Here is an 18,894-nt window from a genome sequence, read left to right on the forward strand (position 1 = left end):
ACGCCTTCGGCGATGCTTGTCGCCGTTGCTCACGCACAGCAGACCGCTCATGACCACCCGAACGCGTTCGCGCAAATCCCCTTCTCCGTCGCGCAAGGCGGCCGCACCGTCGCGCAAGGCACCCTCGCGCAAGGCCGCAGCCAAGCCCGTGGCCGAGGAGAGCGCCCTGCTGCGCTGGCTCAAGGAGCGCCACATCACCGAGGTGGAATGCCTGGTGCCGGACATCACCGGCAACGCCCGCGGCAAGATCATTCCTGCCGACAAGTTCTCGCACGACTACGGCACACGCCTGCCCGAAGGCATTTTCGCCACCACCGTCACCGGCGAATTCCCGGACGACTATTACGAACTGACCTCGCCGTCGGACTCGGACATGATCCTGCGCCCCGACCCGGACACCGTCCGCATGGTGCCCTGGGCCACCGACCCCACCGCGCAGGTGATCCACGACTGCTATACCAAGCACGGCGAGCCGCATGAGCTGGCGCCGCGCAACGTGCTGCGCCGGGTGCTGGACGCCTACGCCGAGCTGGGCCTGCGCCCGGTGGTGGCCCCGGAGCTGGAATTCTTCCTGGTCCAGAAAAACACCGACCCGGACTTCCCGCTGCTGCCGCCCGCCGGCCGCTCCGGCCGCCCGGAGACCGCGCGGCAGTCCTATTCGATCGATGCGGTGAACGAGTTCGACCCCATTCTCGATCTCATGTACGACTACTGCGATGCGATGAAGCTGGACGTGGACACGCTGATCCACGAGTCCGGCGCGGCGCAGCTGGAGGTCAACTTCACCCACGCCAACGCGATGGACCTGGCCGACCAGGTGTTCCTGTTCAAGCGCACCATGCGCGAGTCGGCCATGCGCCACGGGGTCTATGCGACGTTCCTGGCCAAGCCGATGGAGACCGAACCGGGCAGTGCCATGCACATCCACCAGAGCCTGGTGCGGATCAGCGACGGCCACAACGTGTTCAGCGGCGACAACGGCGGCGAGGACTTCAGCCCGCTGTTCGGCCATTACCTGGCCGGCCTGCAGAAATACGTCCCGGCGGCGATGGCGTTCTTCGCCCCCAACGTGAACTCCTACCGTCGCCTGGTATTTGGCGAGGTGTCGCCGAGCAACGTGCACTGGGGCTTCGACAACCGCACCTGTGGGTTGCGCGTGCCGATGGACACCCCGGAAAACATGCGCGTGGAGAGCCGCTTCGCCGGCTCCGACGCCAATCCGTACCTGGCCATGGCGGCCACGCTCGCGGCGGGCCTGCTGGGCATCCGTGAGCAGGGCTCGCCCACCGCGCCGATCGCCGGCAGCGCCAAGGAGCTGGGCTACGACCTGCCGCGCTCGCTGGGCGAGGCGCTGGACGGGCTGGAACGCTGCCCGGAACTGCGCGAGATGCTGGGCGAACGCTTCTGCCGTGCCTACGTGTCGGTCAAGCGCAAGGAATACGAGACCTTCTTCAGGGTGATCAGCTCCTGGGAGCGCGAGTTCCTGCTGCTGAACGTCTGACCGGGGCAGGGCTGGGCAGGGCGCCGGCGGACCTGCCCGCCCGATCAGGCATGGCCGTGAGGAGCGCGTGCTGGGAAAATGGTCGCCTGCCCGTTAGGCTGACACCGGTCGTACCGGCCTGGCCGGTTCCCCCACCTCGCACCCGATCTGTTGGAGAGTCCGATGAAGCTGCGAATCCTCACCCTCGGCATTGCCGTCACGATGCTCAGCGCCTGCGGCGGCGGTGCCAAGCAGGACGACAGCAAGGTGCTGAACGTCTACAACTACAGCGACTACATCGCTGAAGACACCATCCCCAACTTCGAGAAGGCCACCGGCATCAAGGTGACCTACGATGTGTTCGACAGCGACGAGATGGTGGAAACCAAGCTGCTGGCCGGTGGCAGTGGCTACGACGTGGTGGTGCCCACGCTCAACTTCTTCGGCCGCCAGATCCAGGCCGGCGTGTTCCTGCCGCTGGACAAGAGCAGAATTCCGAACCTGGCCAATCTCGATCCGGAGATGATGAAGCGCATCGCGCAGCAGGATCCGGACAACAAGTACGGCGTGCCGTACATGATCGGCACCACCGGCATCGGCTACAACGTGGAGATGCTCAAGGAGCGCTTCGGCGGCAGCACCGAGATCGCCAACAGCTGGGACCTGATCTTCAAGCCGGAAAACATCGCGAAGATGAAGGATTGCGGGATCACGATCCTGGATACCCCGGCCGACATGATTCCCATCGCGCTGCACTACCTGGGCGAAGATCCGCACAGCCACGACCCGGCCGTGATCCAGAAGGCGGCCGACCTGCTCAAGAGCATCCGGCCGTACGTGCAGAACTTCCACTCGTCGCAGTACGTGGGCTCGCTGGCCAACGGTGGCACCTGCCTGGTGGTGGGCTGGTCGGGCGACATCATCCAGGCCCGCGACCGCGCTGCCGAGGCGGCCAACGGCGTGACCGTGGCCTACTCGATTCCGAAGGAAGGCGCGCCGCAGTGGTTCGACATGCTGGCCATCCCCAAGGATGCCAAGCACCCCGAAGCGGCCTACGCCTTCATCAACTACCTGCTGGACCCGAAGGTGGCCGCGGCCAACACCAACTTCATCCACTACGCCAATCCGGTCGGCGCGGCCACCCCGTTGGTGGACGAAGCGATCCGCACCGATGCGACCATCTACCCGCCGGCCGACGTGGCCGCGAAGATGTTCACCTACTCGATCAACCCGCCGGAAGTGGACAAGCTGTATACCCGGTTGTGGACCGAGGTCAAGACGGGTCGCTGAGCCACCCGAGTGCTTGAATGCCAGGCCGCCGGCGTACATCCCGGCGGCCTTTTTCATGCATGTGGTGCAGGCGTGGCCGATGCAGCAAGGTGACGCATGATGGCGGGCAACAACTCAGCCGCATCGCGCCCGCCGTTGCACAGGAAGTTGGAACTCGGCCGCTGCAGGTTGTACATGCCGAGGAAGAACAGCCCGGCCTGGGGAGACACCCCATGTTCGCCCAGCGGATAGCCGCGCGCGTCGAGCACGCCGGGTACATCGAGCCACGGCCAATGCGCTTCGAATCCGGTGGCGAGCACGAGCGAACCGATGCCCTCGTCATCCAGGCGGAGGCAGCGCGGCGCGGCCTCGGGTTCCCAATCCAGGTAGACCTCTTCGGGCAGGTAGCGCGCGTCGTCGGTAGGTACCTCGAGCGTCGAGGCGTAGTGCGCGTCCGCCATGTCGTTCAGATGGTTGAACTCGGCACGCGTGCCGGCGACCGCCGCACGGATCTGCGGCCGTACGTCGCCGAACTGCGCGATGTGGCCTTCCAGGTGTTCCAGCTTGCCGAGCAGCACGATGCCGTCGCGGTGCATCGACAGCAGGCTGATCGAGCTGCCCATGCCCAGCGCACCGGTTCCGGACACCAGGGGAAACTCTGCCGTCCTTGCCTTCTGCAGTGCGCCCGGCACACCAGCGACCACGTCCGGGTGCTCGCGCACATGGCGGTGCAGCAGCCCCTGCATGTCCCACCAGTGCATGGAATCGCGGCCGCGTACCCGGCGGATGTGCGAGAAGCGGTCGGCCATCGACCAGAACACCTTGCGTCCCGCCGCGCGCAGGTCCTGCGCGATCTGCGCGCCGGACTGGCCACCGCCGATCACCAGCACGGCGCCCGGGCCAAGCTGTTGTGGCCGCCGGTAGTCGCCGGAATGAAGGACCTCCAGCCCGGGAGCGGGGGAGAAGAACGGCCGCGGCCAGCGCGGGCGCCGGTACTCCCCGCTCGCCACCACGAGGCAGCGTGCATGCAGCATGCCGTCACTGGTTTTAACGCGATATCCATTCCCTGCAGCGAACACCCGCTGCACGGTGCAGTTCTCCACGACGGGCAGCTGCCGCTGACGCGCGTAGCCGGTCAGCATGTCGATGACCTCCGGCGCGGTGGCAAAGCCGGTCGGGTCCGGACCCTCGTAGCGGTAACCGGGCAGGGCGGTGAGGAAGTTGGGCGTGTTGAGGCGGAAGGAATCCCATCGTCGGGTCCAGCTGGCGCCGATGGTCTCCGCCTCCAGCACCTGGTGGCGCACACCGGCCTCCATCAGGGTGGCACTGAGTGCCAGGCCCGAATGGCCCGCGCCGATGACCACCACATCAACCGGTGGCGGGGAGGGGGTCGGTGTTGTTTGATTCGTCCGCATGCGAGGCTCCTTGCGCGTTTGCCATCCACGCAGGTATCGCCTTCGCACCGCCGCTGGGTCAACGCGGTCTCGCCCAGAGTGTGATGGGCCGCGTGGCGCACGCGTCCTGCCGTGCCGAGGTGTGTCGTCGATCAAGAAACCCTCCAAGGTGGGTGCCCAGACGGCCACAGACGTCAGCCGACCGTTCGCAACCGCCCCGTTCCATCGGCCGCCCGGGCGCGGCGGCGTCAAGGCGCAGATGAACACCGAGGTGGGTCATGCGGAAGGCCGGCCGTGTCGCAGTCGAGCCGTTCACCTCGCCTCGGCAGCCGCCTGACTAGGGTGGGTGGGGTCAACTCCAGTCAGTGGGTGCCCAACCGCCACGATCCGGTATCGCTGCTGTCGCCAACGGCCGCTAAAATGGGCCATTCCCCTCCTGTCGCCGCTCGCGGAGCCGCTGCCCATGCCATTTGAAGCCAAGCCGGAAGGCGAGGTCGTCCCGGCCCTGGAGCCGGGCTATCTGTCCATCCGCGCGCTGCGCAAGGAGTTCGACGGGTTCGTCGCGCTCGACGATGTCAGCCTGGACGTGAATAAGGGCGAGATCTTCGCGCTGCTGGGCGGGTCGGGCAGTGGCAAGTCGACCCTGCTGCGCTGCCTGGGCGGCTTCGAAACGCCCACGGCCGGCACCATCGACCTGGATGGCCAGCGCATCAACGCGCTACCGCCCTACCAGCGGCCGCTCAACATGATGTTCCAGTCGTATGCGCTGTTCCCGCACATGTCGGTCGAGCAGAACATCGCCTTCGGCCTGAAGCAGGACGGCCTGGCCCGCGACGCGATCCGCACGCGGGTGGGCGAAATGCTGGACCTGGTGCAGCTGGGCAAGCTGGCCAAGCGCAAGCCGCACCAGCTTTCCGGCGGCCAGCAGCAGCGCGTGGCGCTGGCCCGTTCGCTGGCCAAGGGGCCCAAGCTGCTGTTGCTGGACGAACCGATGGGCGCGCTGGACAAGAAGCTGCGCTCGCAGATGCAGCTGGAGCTGGTCAACATCATCGAAACCTCCGGCGTGACCTGCGTGATGGTCACCCATGACCAGGAAGAGGCGATGACCATGGCCACCCGCATCGCGGTGATGGACGCGGGCTGGATCCAGCAGGTGGGCAAACCGGACGAGATCTACGAGCAGCCGGCCAACCGCTTCGTGGCCAGCTTCATCGGCTCGGTGAACCTGTTTGAAGGGGTGATCGACGAGGACCTGCCCGAGTACGTCACCGTGCGCACGCCGTTGTTCCCGGCGCCGATCTATGTCGCGCACGGCATCACCGGCTACGAAGGCCAGCCGGTGGCGTTCGCGCTGCGCCCGGAGAAGGTGATGATCGGCAAGCAGGAGCCGGCCGGTGACACGAACAAGGCGCAGGGCGTGATCGAGGAGATCGCCTACTTCGGCAGTCACTCGGTGTACCACGTGCGCCTGCCGAGCGGCGCCAAGGTGCTGTCCAACTTCGCCAATTCGCAGCGCTGGGCCAGCGACGGGCTCACCTGGGGCGACAACGTGTGGGTGCACTGGCGCGACAACGACGGCGTGGTGCTCACCGCATGAACGCCACCGGCTGGAAGCGTTGGCTCCCGGGAACGCGCAGCGGTGTGATCGCCGCGCCGTACCTGTGGCTGCTGCTGTTCTTCGCGGTGCCGTTCGTGATCATCCTGATGATCTCGTTCGCGCGCACCCAGGTCGGCTCACCACCGTACACGTGGCTGCTGGAGTACGTGGACGGGGCCTTCTCGCTGAAGCTCAGCCTCGGCAACTACGCCGCGCTGGTCAAGGACAGCCAGTACCTGCTGGCCTACCTGAGCTCGATCAAGATCGCGGTGATCGCCACGCTGTTCACGCTGCTGATCGGCTACCCGATGGCGTACGTCATTTCGCGGATGCCGCCGGCGGCACGCAACGTGGCGATGATGCTGGTGGTGCTGCCGTCGTGGACCTCGTTCCTGATCCGGGTGTATGCCTGGATCGGCATCCTCGACCGCAATGGCCTGCTGAACCAGCTGCTGCTGAAGATCGGGCTGATCGATGCGCCGCTGCAGATCCTGTACACCCCGACCGCCGCCTACATCGGCATCGTGTACTGCTACCTGCCGTTCATGGTGCTGCCGCTCTACGCCAACCTGGTCAAGCTCGACAACCGGTTGCTGGAGGCGGCCTACGACCTGGGCGCCAAGCCGTGGCAGGCATTCCTGACGATCACGTTGCCGCTGTCGCGCACCGGCATCATCGCCGGCTGCATGCTGGTGATGATTCCGGCGGTGGGCGAGTTCGTGATTCCGGAGATGCTGGGTGGGCCGGACACGCTGATGATCGGCCGGGTGCTGTGGGGCGAGTTCTTCAACAACCGCGACTGGCCGACGGCATCTGCGGTGGCGATCGTGATGCTGGCGCTGCTGCTGGTGCCCATCCTGCTGTTCAACCGCGTGCAGCAGCGTGAGCTGGAAGGGAAGCTGACATGAGCATGGTGCGTCGCAGCCGCTGGCTGGGCTGGTCGGTGCTGGGGCTGGGCTTCGCCTTCCTGTACCTGCCGATCCTGCTGCTGATGGTCTATTCGTTCAACGCCTCCAAGCTGGCCACGGTCTGGTCGGGCTTCTCCACGCGCTGGTACGGAGCGCTGTTCAACAACCGGCAGATCCTGGACGCGCTGTGGATCAGCCTGAAGGTGGCGTTCTGGACGGCCAGTGCGTCCACGGTGTTGGGCACGATGGCGGCGATGGTGATGACGCGCTTCCGGCGCTTCCCTGGCAAGACCCTGTTCGGTGCGTTGATCACCGCGCCGCTGGTCATGCCGGAGGTGATCCTGGGTTTCTCGCTGATGACGCTGCTGGTGGCGATGGGCGGAATTCCGGGCTTCCCCAGCCGGGGCGTGACCAGCATCTGGATCGCGCATGTGACCTTCACCCTGTCGTTCGTGACGGTGGTGGTGTCCTCGCGCCTGCAGGAGCTGGACCGTTCGCTCGAAGAGGCGGCGATGGACCTGGGCGCGAGCCGCCTGAAGGTGTTCTTCCAGATCACGCTGCCGATCATCGCCCCGGCGCTGGTGGCCGGCTGGCTGCTGGCGTTCACCCTGTCGCTGGACGACGTGGTGATTGCCAGCTTCGTGGCGGGCCCGAACTCGACCACGCTGCCGATGAAGGTATTCGCCTCCGTGCGGATGGGCATCAAGCCGGAGATCAACGCACTGGCGACGCTGATGGTGCTGGCGGTGTCGATCGCGGCGGTGGTGGGCTGGTTCATCACCGCCCGCAGCGACAAGCGCCGGCAGCGCGACATGCAGATGGCGCTGCAGGACCGGTAGCGCGGACGGGTAGGGCGGCGCCGCCAACACCGGCAACATCCGGCTCACGGGGGCGGGCGCAGAATAGGGGCCTGTCTTTCGGAGCACCGCGATGACCGTTGAAATCGTCAACCCCGCCACCGGCCAGGTCACCTACCGGCATGAACTGCTGAAGGCCGCCGACATCGAGCAACGGCTGGCTGCCGCCGCCACGGCGTTCCCGTTGTGGTCGGCACATTCGCTGCAGGAACGCGGCGCGATCCTGCATGGCATCGCCGCCCAGCTGCGTGCGCGCAAGGACGACATCCAGCAGGCCATGACCAGTGAAATGGGCAAGCTCAAGGGCGAGGCGCTGGCCGAGGTGGAAAAATGCGCGCAGGCCTGCGAGTACTACGCCGACCACGCCGCCGACTACCTGAAGCCGCAGCTGATTGATACCGAAGCGCAGCGCAGCTACGTACGCTACGAGCCCATCGGGTGCGTGTTTGCGGTGATGCCGTGGAACTTCCCGATCTGGCAGGTGTTCCGTTTCCTCGCGCCGGCCTTCATGGCGGGCAACGTGGCGCTGCTCAAGCACGCCAGCAACGTGCCGCAGTGCGCCGACCTGATCCTGGCGGTCTGCCGTGACGGTGGGCTGCCCGACGGCGTGTTCGATGTGCTGCACATCGACAACGACCAGGCCGCCGACGTGCTGCGCGACAAGCGGGTCAAGGCGGTGACGCTGACCGGCAGCGAGCGCGCCGGGCGCTCGATCGCGGCCAATGCCGGCGACCAGCTCAAGAAATGCGTGATGGAGCTCGGCGGCAGCGATGCCTTCGTGGTGCTCGATGACGCCGACCTGGACAAGACGGTCGCCGCGGCAGTGAAGTCACGCTTCGACAACAGCGGGCAGACCTGCATCGCCGCCAAGCGCTTCATCGTGGTCGATGCGATCGCCGATGCGTTCGTGGAAAAGTTCGTGGCCGCCTCGGCGCAGCGGGTGTACGGCGACCCGCAGGACGAGAAGACCACCCTGGCCCCAATGGCCCGCGCCGACCTGCGCGAGGAACTGCACAAGCAGGTGCAGGCCAGCGTGGCCAAGGGCGCGAAGGTCCTGCTTGGCGGTGAGCCGGTGCCGGGAACCCATGCGGGCTATCCGGCCACGATCCTGGACCAGGTGGTGCCCGGCATGCCCGCCTATGACGAAGAGCTGTTCGGGCCGGTGGCCGCGATCCTGCGCGTACGCGATGACGCCGACGCGCTGCGGGTGGCCAATGACACTACCTTCGGGCTGGGCGGCAGCGTGTGGAGCGGCGACCCGGTACGCGGCGAGGGAATCGCCAAGCGGCTGGAATGCGGCGCCGCGTTCGTCAATGCCATCGTCAAGAGCGACGTACGGTTGCCGTTCGGTGGCAGCAAGCGCTCGGGCTTCGGCCGTGAACTCGCCGACCACGGCATCCATGAGTTCATGAACATCAAAACCGTCTACGTGGCCTAGAGCCACCGCACCCGCTTGAACAACCGGTACAGGCCGACGCAGATCGCGCCGACACCGACGATCATTGCCGGGTACGCCCATGGCTGGTTCAGCTCGGGCATGTGGCTGAAGTTCATGCCGTACCAGCTGGTGATCAGGGTAGGGGCGGCCAGCAGTGCCGCCCATGCGCCCAGGCGCTTGACCGTCTCGCCCTGGGCCAGCGTCACCAGCGACAGATTGACGCTCAGCGCGGTGCCCAGCATCTCGCGCAGCGTATCGATCACATCGCTGATCCGCACCGCGTGGTCATGCACATCGCGCAGGTACAGCTTCACTTCCTCGGGCACCAGGTCGCCCTGGTAGCGCTTGATCTGCGCCAGCATGTCCTGCAGCGGGGCCACCGCCATGCGCATCTTGTTGAGTTCGCGCTTCAGTTCGTACAGGCGCACCACGGTCTGCCGCTTGTAGCTGTCGGAAAAGATGTCCTTTTCCAGCAGTTCCAGCGTGTCGCGGTAGCGCTGCGTGATGGGCAGGTAGTTGTCGACGACGAAATCCAGCACCGCGTACAGGCAGTAGGACGGGCCCATCCTGCGCAGCAGGTCCGGCTCGCGTTCCACCCGCGCGCGCGGCGCGGCGTACGACAGCGAGGCGCCGTGCCGCACCGTGACCAGGAAGCGGGGGCCAAGGAATGCGTGGGTCTCGCCGTAGGCGATGCGCTCGTCGACCATCTGCGCGGTAGTGACCACCACGAACAACGAGTTGCCGTAGGCCTCCACCTTCGGCCGCTGGTGCGCGTTGCGTGCGTCCTCGATGGCCAGCGAGTGCAGGCAGAACTCTTCCTGCAGCTTGAGCAGCACGCTGTCGGCGGGCTCGTACAGGCCCACCCAGACAAAGCCGTTGCCGCTCTCGATCACATCGCTGATCGCGTCCAGGCTGATGTCGTGGCGCTTGCCCTGGTCGTCGTAGTGCACGCAGTTGATGACGCAGGGCGGGTTGGGCGTGGCAATGGCCGTGTTTTCCATGGGCGGTATCGTGCGTCAGCGGACCGTGACAGGCGGGTCACGACGGCCCAGTACCCAAGCCAGGGCAACGTGCAGCGGTAGCAGCAGCACGATCCATTGCAGGTTGTACTGGGCCTGCAGGCTCAACCAGTGCAGCACCAGCCCCAGCCCCGAGAGTGCGGCCACGGTCCACAGCAGCCAGCGGAATGCGGCGCGCGGCGTTCGTCCGCGCAGCAGCGTCACCGCGCCCGGCAGCAGCGCAAGGCACAGGGGCGAGAGCTGCAGCAGGTTGCGGTTGGCCCAGGCGGCCTGGTGGGCGCTGAAGCCCCACAGGAAGGTCAGCAGCGCACCGGCGATACCGCAGAACAGCCACAGCGGCAGCGCCAGCCCGCCCAGCAGCCGGCGGCGCTGGCGCAGCGCGACCACTGCGGCGGCCAACACCAGCCCGCACAGCAGCCACGGCCACCAGCGGCGCGCCGATTCCGCCGGCTCCGGGGCAACCCGGTGCGGCAGCAGTTCCTGTTCGGCCTGCACCAACGGGCGGCCGTCGCTGTTGCGCACCTGGCGCAGCGCATCGGCCAGGCGCATCGGCACGAAGGCTTCCTGCCAGCGCGACAGCGGCTGGTCGGCGAAGGGACCCAGACCGATGTCGAAGCCCAGCCACATCCACGGCGCCGGCGACGCCAGGCGCACCGATTCACTGCGGTAGGTGTTGCCGCGCGAGCGGCCCGAGAGCTGCGAATGCAGCCCGCCACCCAGTGCGCCATCGATCGCATCGCGGACCATGGTGGCGCAGTTGGCGGTGTAGTAGTCGTAGCGGTAGCGGGCGTTTTCAGGCTTGGCGCGCTCGGCCAGCGACGCGGCGAGGGTGCGCGCCTGTTCCGGGCTGAGGTCCAGCCACTGCAGGTTGGCGCCGCGCCCACTGTCGCGGTAATAGGACAGGTCCTGCTCCAGCGGCAGCGCGACCAGGTAATACATCATCTCGCCGCGGATGAAGCGGCCGATGAAGTCCGGTTCGGACGGGTCGAAGTAGCCGAAGTTGTACGAGGTCGCCTGCCCGGTGACCGGGTCCAGCACTACGATGGCATCGTGCCCGAAGCGCTCGAAGAAGATCGAGCCGGGCTTCATGGTCACGATGCCGATGCGCGGCGGCGGCGCATCGGCCGTTGCAGCCGCCTCCGCGACGGGCGTGGCGGGCGGCTCAGGGGCGGCCAGCGCGGCAAGGGGCAGGCCGGCGACGCCGACCAGGACCAGCAGGAACAACAGGCGGCACAACGGCCACCGCATCAGCAGGGGCCGCATGGCGGGACTCAATCCTCGTTGTTCGTGTCGGCCGGCAGCACCGTCACATGGAAAGCCTGCACGCGACGGGCATCGGCACGCGCGACCCGGAACACGAAACGGTCCAGGGTGAGTTCGTCGCCGGTCTCAGGCAGGTGCCCGATCGCCTCGGTGACCAGGCCGCCGATGGTGTCGTAGTCATCGTCGGGGAACGTGGCGCCGAAGCGCTCGTTGAAGTCCTCGATGGCGGTCAGCGCATCGACCACGTACTGGCCGTCGGCCTGGATCGCGATCTGTGCGGTGTGATCCTCGGCCTCGTCGTGCTCGTCGTCGATCTCGCCGACGATCTGTTCCAGCACGTCCTCGATGGTGACCAGGCCGGCGACGCCGCCGTACTCGTCCACCACGATGGCCATGTGGTTGCGCGAGAGCCGGAACTCCTTGAGCAGCACGTTGAGCTTCTTCGCCTCGGGAATCAGCACCGCCGGGCGCAGCAGTTCGCGCACGTTGGCCGGACCGTTGTCGGCGACCACGCCGCGCAGCAGGTCCTTGGCCAGCAGGATGCCCAGGATGTCGTCCTTGTTGTCGCCGTGCACCGGGAAGCGCGAATGGCCGGATTCGACCACCTGCTTCATCAGTTCAAGGAACGGGGCTTCCACGGGCAGCGAGACCATCTGCGAGCGCGAGATCATCACGTCGCCAACGGTGAGCTCGGCCACCGAGATCGCACCTTCCATCATCCGCAGCGTATCGGCGGCGATGAGGCCGTCGTCGTGCGCGGTGTGCAGTACCGCCACCAGCTCGTCGCGGGTGTGGGGTTCGCCGGAGAAGGCAGACGTCAGGCGTTCAAGCCAGCTGCGCTTCTTCTCATTTTGCTCCGCACTGGAGCCACTACTGTCGTCGTCAGACATCTCTGGAAAAAAGGCACCCGGCGAGCCGGGCGTTGGCGCCAGTCTATCAGGATGCGGGGCGCTGTCAGCGCCCGTCCGGCGGGGTATTCACGGACGGGGGCAGCGGGCGGGCCGGCGCCTGCGGGGCATCGGCCGGCAGCGCGTCCTCGGCCGGCAGGTCCAGGCTGTAGGTGCAGCCGGCCAGGGTCTTGCCGGGGTGGGTCTTGACCGTGGACAGGCTCAGGATGATCGATTCGATCATCGGCTCGCCCGTGCGCGGATCGGTCACGTCCTGGCTGACCACCTCGCGCCCGGCCATGAACTTGTCCGGGTTGTCGACCCCGTCCTCCAGCGCCAGGGTCCTGGCCAGCGGGCGCGGATCGGCCACGTCCAGGATCGCCATGATGCTGGCCCCGGATACCGTCACGTACTCGGTGCGCTGGCCGAACACGGTCAGCGGCGTGGCCAGGCGGAACTCGCTCATGAACGGGTTGGTCTGCGGCAGCGGCTGCAGGCCGTTGGCCACGGCCTTGAGCGGGTCCGCCACCACCGGTGCCAGGGCGTCGTAGTCGGCCAGGCGCTGGCGGCATTCGATCAGCGCGGCCAGGTCGAGCGGGGCGGCGGAGGCGGTGGCGGTGGCGGTGGCGGGCAGCAGGGCCAGCAGGCCCAGGCAGGCGGTCTTGAAAGCGGTCATCGAAAGATCCGTGGGGTTGCCGGTGGTGCGGCTCAAAGCTCGTTGGCGTAGGGGTCGTCGATGCCCAGTTCGGCGAGGATGTCGCGCTCCAGCTGCTCCATGGCCTCGGCTTCCTTGTCGTCTTCGTGGTCCCAGCCGAGCAGGTGCAGGACGCCGTGTACCGTCAGGTGCGCGTAGTGGGCGTTCAGCGCCTTCTCCTGCTCGCCGGCCTCGCGTTCCACGACCGGGGCGCAGATCACCAGGTCGCCGAGCAGCGGGAACTTGACCCCCTTGGGCAGACCCTCGGGAAGCTCGGCGGGGAAACTGAGCACGTTGGTGGCGTAGTCCTTGCCACGGTAGTGCCGGTTCAACGACTGGCCCTCCTTGGCATCCACCAGGCGGATGGCCAGGTCGGCTTCGCGGATGCGGCCCTTGAGCGCGGCCGCGACCCATTTGCGGAAACTCACCGCGGACGGCAGCCCGGCCCGGGGCAGGGCGTAGCTCACGGCGACATCGAGGCGGACGGGACCTTTGGTCATGACAGGCAATTCCGGGTAATCAAACAACACAGGTGACAAGGTGGAAGAACGGCTGGCCGTTCTCCAATCGATAGCTCCACATGCCCAACGGCCCCTCATGGCAGGTGGTTTCGCGGAGCATGACAGTAGCTTCGGCGCGGGCCTGTCCGTCCACGGTGGCCATGGCCTGGCCGGATTTCAACAGCTGGCCGAGTAGATATTGTGCATCGCCCAACCGTTCCAGCGGAACGCTGCGGCAGCCGTAGCGGTCCGCGGTGTCGGCATCCAACTGGACCCACGCGTGGGCGCGGTCGCCCCATACCCGCGCCAGGTGCTCCGGGTCGGGGGCGCCCTGCGGCCTGGGTCCGGTCGGCCGCGCGGCAACGTAGCGCTGCAACACCGCTTCGGGCACCGCGACGGACACGTCGCTGGATACCCGCACCGACAGGCACGGCGCGGTCATCGTCTGCAGCGTCGCCACGCGCTGGCGAAGCACGGGCGCACGTGCACCCTCGTCGGCCCGTGCGGTCGCCAGTGTCGCCAGTGCAGCGGCCAACAGCAGCGTGCGCGCCTGCATGGGGCCTACTCCGCCCCCGGCTTGAGCTGCTGCAGGTCGCGGCGGTCGTAGGCGCTGACGATGCGGGCCACCAGCGGGTGGCGGACCACGTCGCGCGCCTCGAAGAAGGTGAAGCTGACCCCGTCCACGTCGCGCAGCACCTCGATCGCATCGCGCAGCCCGGATTTGACGTGCTTGGGCAGGTCGGTCTGGGTCAGGTCGCCGGTGACCACGGCGGTGGAGCCGAAGCCGAGCCGGGTCAGGAACATCTTCATCTGCTCCACCGTGGTGTTCTGCGCCTCGTCCAGGATCACGTAGGCATCGTTGAGCGTTCGCCCGCGCATATACGCCAGCGGCGCGATCTCGATGACGTTCTTCTCCAGCAGCTTGAGCACTTTTTCCACGCCCAGCATTTCATACAGGGCGTCATACAGCGGGCGCAGGTAGGGGTCCACTTTCTGGCTCAGGTCGCCGGGCAGGAAGCCGAGCTTCTCGCCGGCTTCCACCGCCGGGCGCACCAGGATCAGCCGCTGCACGCGCGATTCATTGAGCGCATCCACGGCGCTGGCCACGGCCAGGAAGGTCTTGCCGGTACCGGCGGGGCCGATCCCGAAGTTGATGTCGTGGGTGGTGATCTGGTGCAGGTAGCGGGCCTGGTTGGCGCCGCGGCCGCGTACCGTGCCGCGCTTGACCTTGATGGTCACTTCCTGCGCCTCGTAGCTGCGTTCGACCACGTGCTCGACGTTGGCCTGGTTCAGGCGCAGGTGGATGGCGTGGCTGTCGAACGGTGCCTCGCCCGCTTCGATGTACAGCGCCTCGATCAGCTTCTGCGCTTCCTCGGCCACGAGCGCGGGACCGGTGACCCGGAACACGTGCCCGCGGTTGGCGATCTCCACGCCGAGCTTGAGTTCGATCTGGCGCAGATGCTCATCGAAGGGGCCGGCCAGGTTGGCCAGGCGTTCGTTGTCTTCCGGGGCCAGGGTGAAGTCGCGGTGTGCCAGTGCTGTCATTGCGTTCGGCGGCCGCGGTCGCAATGACCCTGCCGCGAGCTTGGGAAAGGAACCACAGGGTAGCGCGCGCACCCGGGCGCCGCCACAGCATCGACCCTGCCGCGCTTTTCCACAGCCGCTGTGCAGCGCCGGTGCAGCAACCTGTGGATAGTCGGTGGCGGCCCTAGTGCCGCAACGATCCCGTGCGCATGGTCAAAAAAGCGTCAAACCCGGCGGGGTTTTCCACACCGCTTGTGGGCGGTTGCGCGGGAAACATGTGGATAAGCCGCCGTACCCCAATGAGGGCAACGGCTGCGCGGCCGTGATCATTTCATGACCACCGTCGCGCGGCCTGACCAGCCCTTCACACCTGTATGCGCAAGGTGACGAATCGCGCCGCCGCGTCCTTCCTGCCGGAGTTCCGCCCCTGGCGATCCTGCGCTTCCGCAAGCGCCTGGATTGAGCCGGGACCGCGCAGCCACGCAGGGCGTGGCTCTACGCCAGTGGCGCGAATAGCGTAGAGCCACGCCCTGCGTGGCTGCAACAACGTAGAGCCACGCCCTGCGTGGCTGCAATAGCGTAGAGGGACGCCCTGCGTGGCTGCGCGGTGCCCGATCAGGCGATGACCAACCGCCCGCGCAGTGAATTGCTGTACGCCTCGGTGATCTCCACCTCCACCAGCTCCCCGACCAGGCGCGCCTGCCCCGGAAAATTCACCGAGCGCATGTTCTCGGTCTTGCCGGTCAGTTCGTTCGGATCACGGCGCGACGGCCCTTCCACCAGCACGGTCTGCACGGTGCCGACCATGGCGTGCGAGATCGCGGCGGCCTGCTCGTTGATGCGTGCCTGCAGGCGCGACAGGCGCGCGTGCTTTTCCGCATCGGTGATGGTGTCTTCCAGGTCGGCGGCCGGCGTGCCGGGACGGCGCGAATAGATGAAGGAGAAGCTGTGGTCGAAGCCCACGTCCTCGATCAGTTTCATCGTCTTCTCGAAGTCCGCCTCGGTCTCGCCGGGGAAGCCCACGATGAAGTCCGAGCTGATGGAGATGTCCGGGCGCACCGCGCGCAGCTTGCGGATCTTGGCCTTGAACTCCAGCGCGGTGTAGCCGCGCTTCATCGCCGACAGGACCCGGTCACTGCCGGCCTGGACCGGCAGGTGCAGGAAGTTGGCCAGCTGCGGCACATCGCGGTAGGCATCCACCAGCGAATCGCTGAACTCCAGCGGATGGGAGGTGGTGAAGCGGATGCGGTCCACCCCGTCGATCTCGGCGATGGTGCGGATCAGCAGGCCCAGATCGGCGAGCTCGCCGTCGCCATACGGGCCACGGTACGCATTGACGTTCTGGCCCAGCAGGTTGATCTCGCGCACGCCCTGCGCGGCCAGCTGGGCCACTTCCACCACCACGTCCTCGAACGGGCGGCTGACTTCGGTGCCACGGGTGTAGGGGACGACGCAGAAGGAGCAGTACTTGGAGCAGCCTTCCATGATCGACACGAAGGCCGAACCCCCTTCGGCGCGCGGCTCGGGCAGGCGGTCGAACTTCTCGATCTCCGGGAAGCTGATGTCCACCTGCGACTTGCCCGATGCGCGCCGCTGGCGGATCAGCTCCGGCAGCCGGTGCAGGGTCTGCGGGCCGAACACCAGGTCCACGTGCGGGGCGCGCTTGATGATCGCTTCGCCTTCCTGCGAGGCGACGCAGCCGCCCACGCCGATGATCACGCCACGACCGTTGTTCTTCAGCGCCTTCCAGTAGCCCAGCTGGCTGAACACCTTCTCCTGCGCCTTCTCGCGGATCGAGCAGGTGTTCATCAGCAGCACATCGGCCTCGGCCGGGTCGTCGGTGAGCTCCAGGCCCTCCTCGGCGGCGAGCACGTCGGCCATCTTGGTCGAGTCGTACTCGTTCATCTGGCAACCGTGGGTCTTGATGTACAGCTTGCCGCGCACCGGTCCATCCACCCGCGGGCGGGTGCCGGGCAGGGGCAGCAGGTCCGCGCGGGGCGGGGAGCTGTCAGGGGCGGAGGCAGGCGCGGCGGAGCCGGCCGAAGGTGGCACGGTCGAAGCTGGCGTCCCGGTCATGGCGCTTATTCCAGTCGGGTGGGCGGGCAGGCGGCCCCGAAGGGCCGCGGATAGCCGGAAATTGTAGCGTGGTCGGCTGCCCAGCCACGCATGGCGTGGCTCTACCAGGAGGGGGGGCATTCACACGCCCCGTAGAGCCACGCCATGCGTGGCTGTCCCCGCACAAATCCGTGACGCAGGGCAAGGTGTCCGGGTTAACAACGCGTCAAAGGCTTGGCAAGGGGGCGCGAAACAGGGACACTCGCGCCCATGAAGGGGATCTTGGGGATCGCTGCGCTGGCCTTGGCTGCGCTGACCGCACTGCCGGCCAGTGCGGGCACGCTGTACAAGTGTGTCGGTGCCGATGGCATCCCCAGTTACGTGAGCAAGCGGGTCTCTGGCGCCAGCTGCAGCGTGGTCAGCAACTACCGGCCCGACCGCAACGCCCCCTCCCGCTATATCCCGCCGCCCGCTCCGGCGCCCGCTCCGGCGCCCGTTCCGACCCCGGCCGCCGTGGCTGTCGGCAGCGCGGCACCCGCCGACGGTGCCGGCACCCGCACCGCACTCGCCCCGACCCCCGCTCCGGCGCAGGCCGCCACCGTGCTGACCGCCGCGTCCGCGCCGGCGCCGCGGACCGGCAAGGCCCAGCGTGTGGTCAGCGGGCAGGTCTACTCCTATATGAAGGACGGGGTGCGGCACTACACCAGCAGCCGGCCGGGCCAGCTGGCCAGCCTGGGCCAGGTGCGCACCATCCATTACAGCTTCATCGAGCGCTGCTATGCCTGTGGCGCCAATCCCGGGGTGAACTTCGGCTCGGTGCGTCTCAACACCACCGCGTTCCAGAGCGAGATCTCGGCCGCCGCGCGCGAGTTCGGGGTTGAAGAAGCCGTCGTGCGCGCCATCATTCACGCCGAATCGGCCTACAACCCGACCGCGCTCAGCCGCGCTGGCGCGCAGGGCCTGATGCAGCTGATGCCGCCCACCGCGCGCCGGTTCGGGGTCACCGACTCCTACGACGCCGCGCAGAACATCCGTGGCGGCGTGCAGTACCTGTCGTGGCTGCTCAAGCGCTTCAACGGCAACCTCACCCTGGCCGCGGCGGGTTACAACGCCGGCGAGGGTGCGGTGGACCGTCATGGCGGCGTGCCGCCCTACAGCGAAACCCAGTACTACGTGAAGCGGGTGGCCCAGCTGGCCGAGCGCTACCGCGGCGCCTCAACGCAGTAAGCGGGTGCCGTCGGTTGGAGGCGCCTTCGCAGATTGGTGACGTACCCGCATTGTGTCGCTGAGTCAGGTTCCGCTATAGTCGATCCGGATTCATTGTGGACTGGCCCCCACCGGTCTGCTGGCAGCCTCAAGCTACCTAAATCAATATCGGAGTGCCGGATGGCCAACGATGGGGTAAACGATCCAGTCAACACTGGACGTCGACGATTTCTTTCGGCAACGACAGCAGTGGTCGGAGCAGTCGGCGTCGGTTTCGCAGCAGTCCCGTTCATCAAGTCCTGGAATCCCAGCGCCCGCGCCAAACTGGCCGGTGCTCCCGTGGTCGCCGACATCAGCGCCCTGCAGGAGGGCCAGCGGCTGGTCATGGAATGGCGTGGACAGCCGATCTGGATCGTCAAGCGCTCCAAGGCCATCCTTGAGGCCCTGAACGGGCTGGATGGGCGGCTGAAGGACCCGGAGTCGAGCGTTGCCGACCAGCAGCCGGCGTACGTGCTGAAACAGAACCCCGAATTCCGCTCGATCAAATCCGACATCTCGGTGCTGGTCGGGCTGTGCACCCACCTGGGCTGTTCGCCTGAAATGGTGGCCGAGATCCGCCCCGAGCCGTTCGATCCGCAGTGGAAGGGCGGCTACTTCTGCCCCTGCCACAAGTCGCGCTTCGACATGTCCGGTCGTGTGTTCCAGGATGTTCCGGCACCGATCAACCTGCTGGTGCCGCCGCACCACTACCAGGACGACAACACCATCATCATCGGCGTCGATCCGCAGGGGGCGGCTTGATC

Annotated in this window: 17 protein-coding genes; 8 read left to right on the forward strand and 9 right to left on the reverse strand. The window is 67.1% G+C overall.

Translation table 11 applies throughout. From position 1 onward, the window contains the following. The first annotated feature begins 49 nt into the window (after nt 1–49). Entirely contained in the window at nt 50–1,501 is a 1,452-nt protein-coding gene (locus AC3ITN_RS06905; protein WP_489392459.1) for a glutamine synthetase family protein, read from the forward strand. 162 nt (nt 1,502–1,663) lie between these two features. Continuing rightward, nucleotides 1,664–2,770, forward strand: coding sequence for a polyamine ABC transporter substrate-binding protein (locus AC3ITN_RS06910; RefSeq protein WP_313348290.1), 1,107 nt, complete (start codon nt 1,664–1,666; stop codon nt 2,768–2,770). Nucleotides 2,771–2,823: 53 nt separating this feature from the next. Here AC3ITN_RS06910 and AC3ITN_RS06915 read toward each other — a convergent pair whose 3' ends face one another. Next, nucleotides 2,824–4,164, reverse strand: a complete 1,341-nt coding sequence (locus AC3ITN_RS06915) for a flavin-containing monooxygenase (protein ID WP_489392460.1) — start codon at nt 4,162–4,164, stop codon at nt 2,824–2,826. Between the two features lie 442 nt (nt 4,165–4,606). On the opposite strand from AC3ITN_RS06915, the gene AC3ITN_RS06920 reads away from it, so the two are divergent. From AC3ITN_RS06920 to AC3ITN_RS06935, 4 genes are all read left to right on the forward strand, one after another. Further along, the gene (locus AC3ITN_RS06920) at nt 4,607–5,740 is read left to right on the forward strand and encodes an ABC transporter ATP-binding protein (protein ID WP_313348286.1); all 1,134 of its coding nucleotides are present in this window, start codon (nt 4,607–4,609) and stop codon (nt 5,738–5,740) included. After that, nucleotides 5,737–6,648: an ABC transporter permease subunit gene (locus AC3ITN_RS06925; protein ID WP_313348285.1), complete on the forward strand. Its 912-nt coding sequence runs from the start codon at nt 5,737–5,739 to the stop codon at nt 6,646–6,648. Before AC3ITN_RS06920 ends, AC3ITN_RS06925 begins: the two co-directional genes overlap by 4 nt. Then, on the forward strand, nt 6,645–7,487 hold the full coding sequence (locus AC3ITN_RS06930) for an ABC transporter permease subunit (RefSeq protein WP_489392461.1): 843 nt from the start codon (nt 6,645–6,647) through the stop codon (nt 7,485–7,487). Before AC3ITN_RS06925 ends, AC3ITN_RS06930 begins: the two co-directional genes overlap by 4 nt. 91 nt (nt 7,488–7,578) lie before the next feature. Then, nucleotides 7,579–8,943, forward strand: a complete 1,365-nt coding sequence (locus tag AC3ITN_RS06935) for an NAD-dependent succinate-semialdehyde dehydrogenase (RefSeq protein ID WP_489392462.1) — start codon at nt 7,579–7,581, stop codon at nt 8,941–8,943. On the opposite strand, the gene AC3ITN_RS06940 is transcribed toward AC3ITN_RS06935, so the two are convergent. From AC3ITN_RS06940 to miaB, 8 genes are all read right to left on the reverse strand, one after another. Next, complete coding sequence (locus AC3ITN_RS06940) at nt 8,940–9,944, reverse strand: magnesium and cobalt transport protein CorA (RefSeq protein WP_313348280.1); 1,005 nt, start codon at nt 9,942–9,944, stop codon at nt 8,940–8,942. The two genes, AC3ITN_RS06935 and AC3ITN_RS06940, sit on opposite strands and share 4 nt — an antisense overlap. Before the next feature lie 15 nt (nt 9,945–9,959). Next, a complete protein-coding gene (locus AC3ITN_RS06945) occupies nt 9,960–11,210 on the reverse strand; it encodes a lipoprotein N-acyltransferase Lnb domain-containing protein (protein ID WP_489392884.1) in 1,251 nt (416 codons plus the stop codon). 23 nt (nt 11,211–11,233) lie between these two features. Continuing rightward, entirely contained in the window at nt 11,234–12,115 is an 882-nt protein-coding gene (locus AC3ITN_RS06950; RefSeq protein ID WP_313348277.1) for a CorC family transporter, read from the reverse strand. A gap of 64 nt (nt 12,116–12,179) precedes the next feature. Next, nucleotides 12,180–12,788, reverse strand: a complete 609-nt coding sequence (locus AC3ITN_RS06955; RefSeq protein ID WP_489392463.1) for a hypothetical protein — start codon at nt 12,786–12,788, stop codon at nt 12,180–12,182. Between the two features lie 32 nt (nt 12,789–12,820). Next, complete coding sequence (gene ybeY / locus AC3ITN_RS06960; RefSeq protein ID WP_489392464.1) at nt 12,821–13,306, reverse strand: rRNA maturation RNase YbeY; 486 nt, start codon at nt 13,304–13,306, stop codon at nt 12,821–12,823. Between the two features lie 19 nt (nt 13,307–13,325). Then, complete coding sequence (locus tag AC3ITN_RS06965; RefSeq protein ID WP_489392465.1) at nt 13,326–13,862, reverse strand: hypothetical protein; 537 nt, start codon at nt 13,860–13,862, stop codon at nt 13,326–13,328. A gap of 5 nt (nt 13,863–13,867) precedes the next feature. Continuing rightward, nucleotides 13,868–14,851, reverse strand: a complete 984-nt coding sequence (locus tag AC3ITN_RS06970) for a PhoH family protein (protein WP_489392466.1) — start codon at nt 14,849–14,851, stop codon at nt 13,868–13,870. Between the two features lie 594 nt (nt 14,852–15,445). Next, nucleotides 15,446–16,906, reverse strand: a complete 1,461-nt coding sequence (gene miaB / locus AC3ITN_RS06975; RefSeq protein ID WP_489392467.1) for a tRNA (N6-isopentenyl adenosine(37)-C2)-methylthiotransferase MiaB — start codon at nt 16,904–16,906, stop codon at nt 15,446–15,448. A 249-nt stretch (nt 16,907–17,155) separates the two neighbouring features. Here miaB and AC3ITN_RS06980 point away from each other — a divergent pair, with 249 nt between their 5' ends. Beyond that, complete coding sequence (locus AC3ITN_RS06980; protein WP_489392468.1) at nt 17,156–18,112, forward strand: lytic transglycosylase domain-containing protein; 957 nt, start codon at nt 17,156–17,158, stop codon at nt 18,110–18,112. Nucleotides 18,113–18,271: 159 nt separating this feature from the next. Then, nucleotides 18,272–18,892 carry a ubiquinol-cytochrome c reductase iron-sulfur subunit gene (gene petA, locus AC3ITN_RS06985; protein ID WP_313348903.1) on the forward strand — a complete coding sequence of 207 codons (621 nt, stop codon included), beginning with the start codon at nt 18,272–18,274 and terminating at the stop codon, nt 18,890–18,892. Nucleotides 18,893–18,894: the final 2 nt, after the last annotated feature.

This window comes from Stenotrophomonas sp. KH_036_B (genome assembly GCF_057839485.1).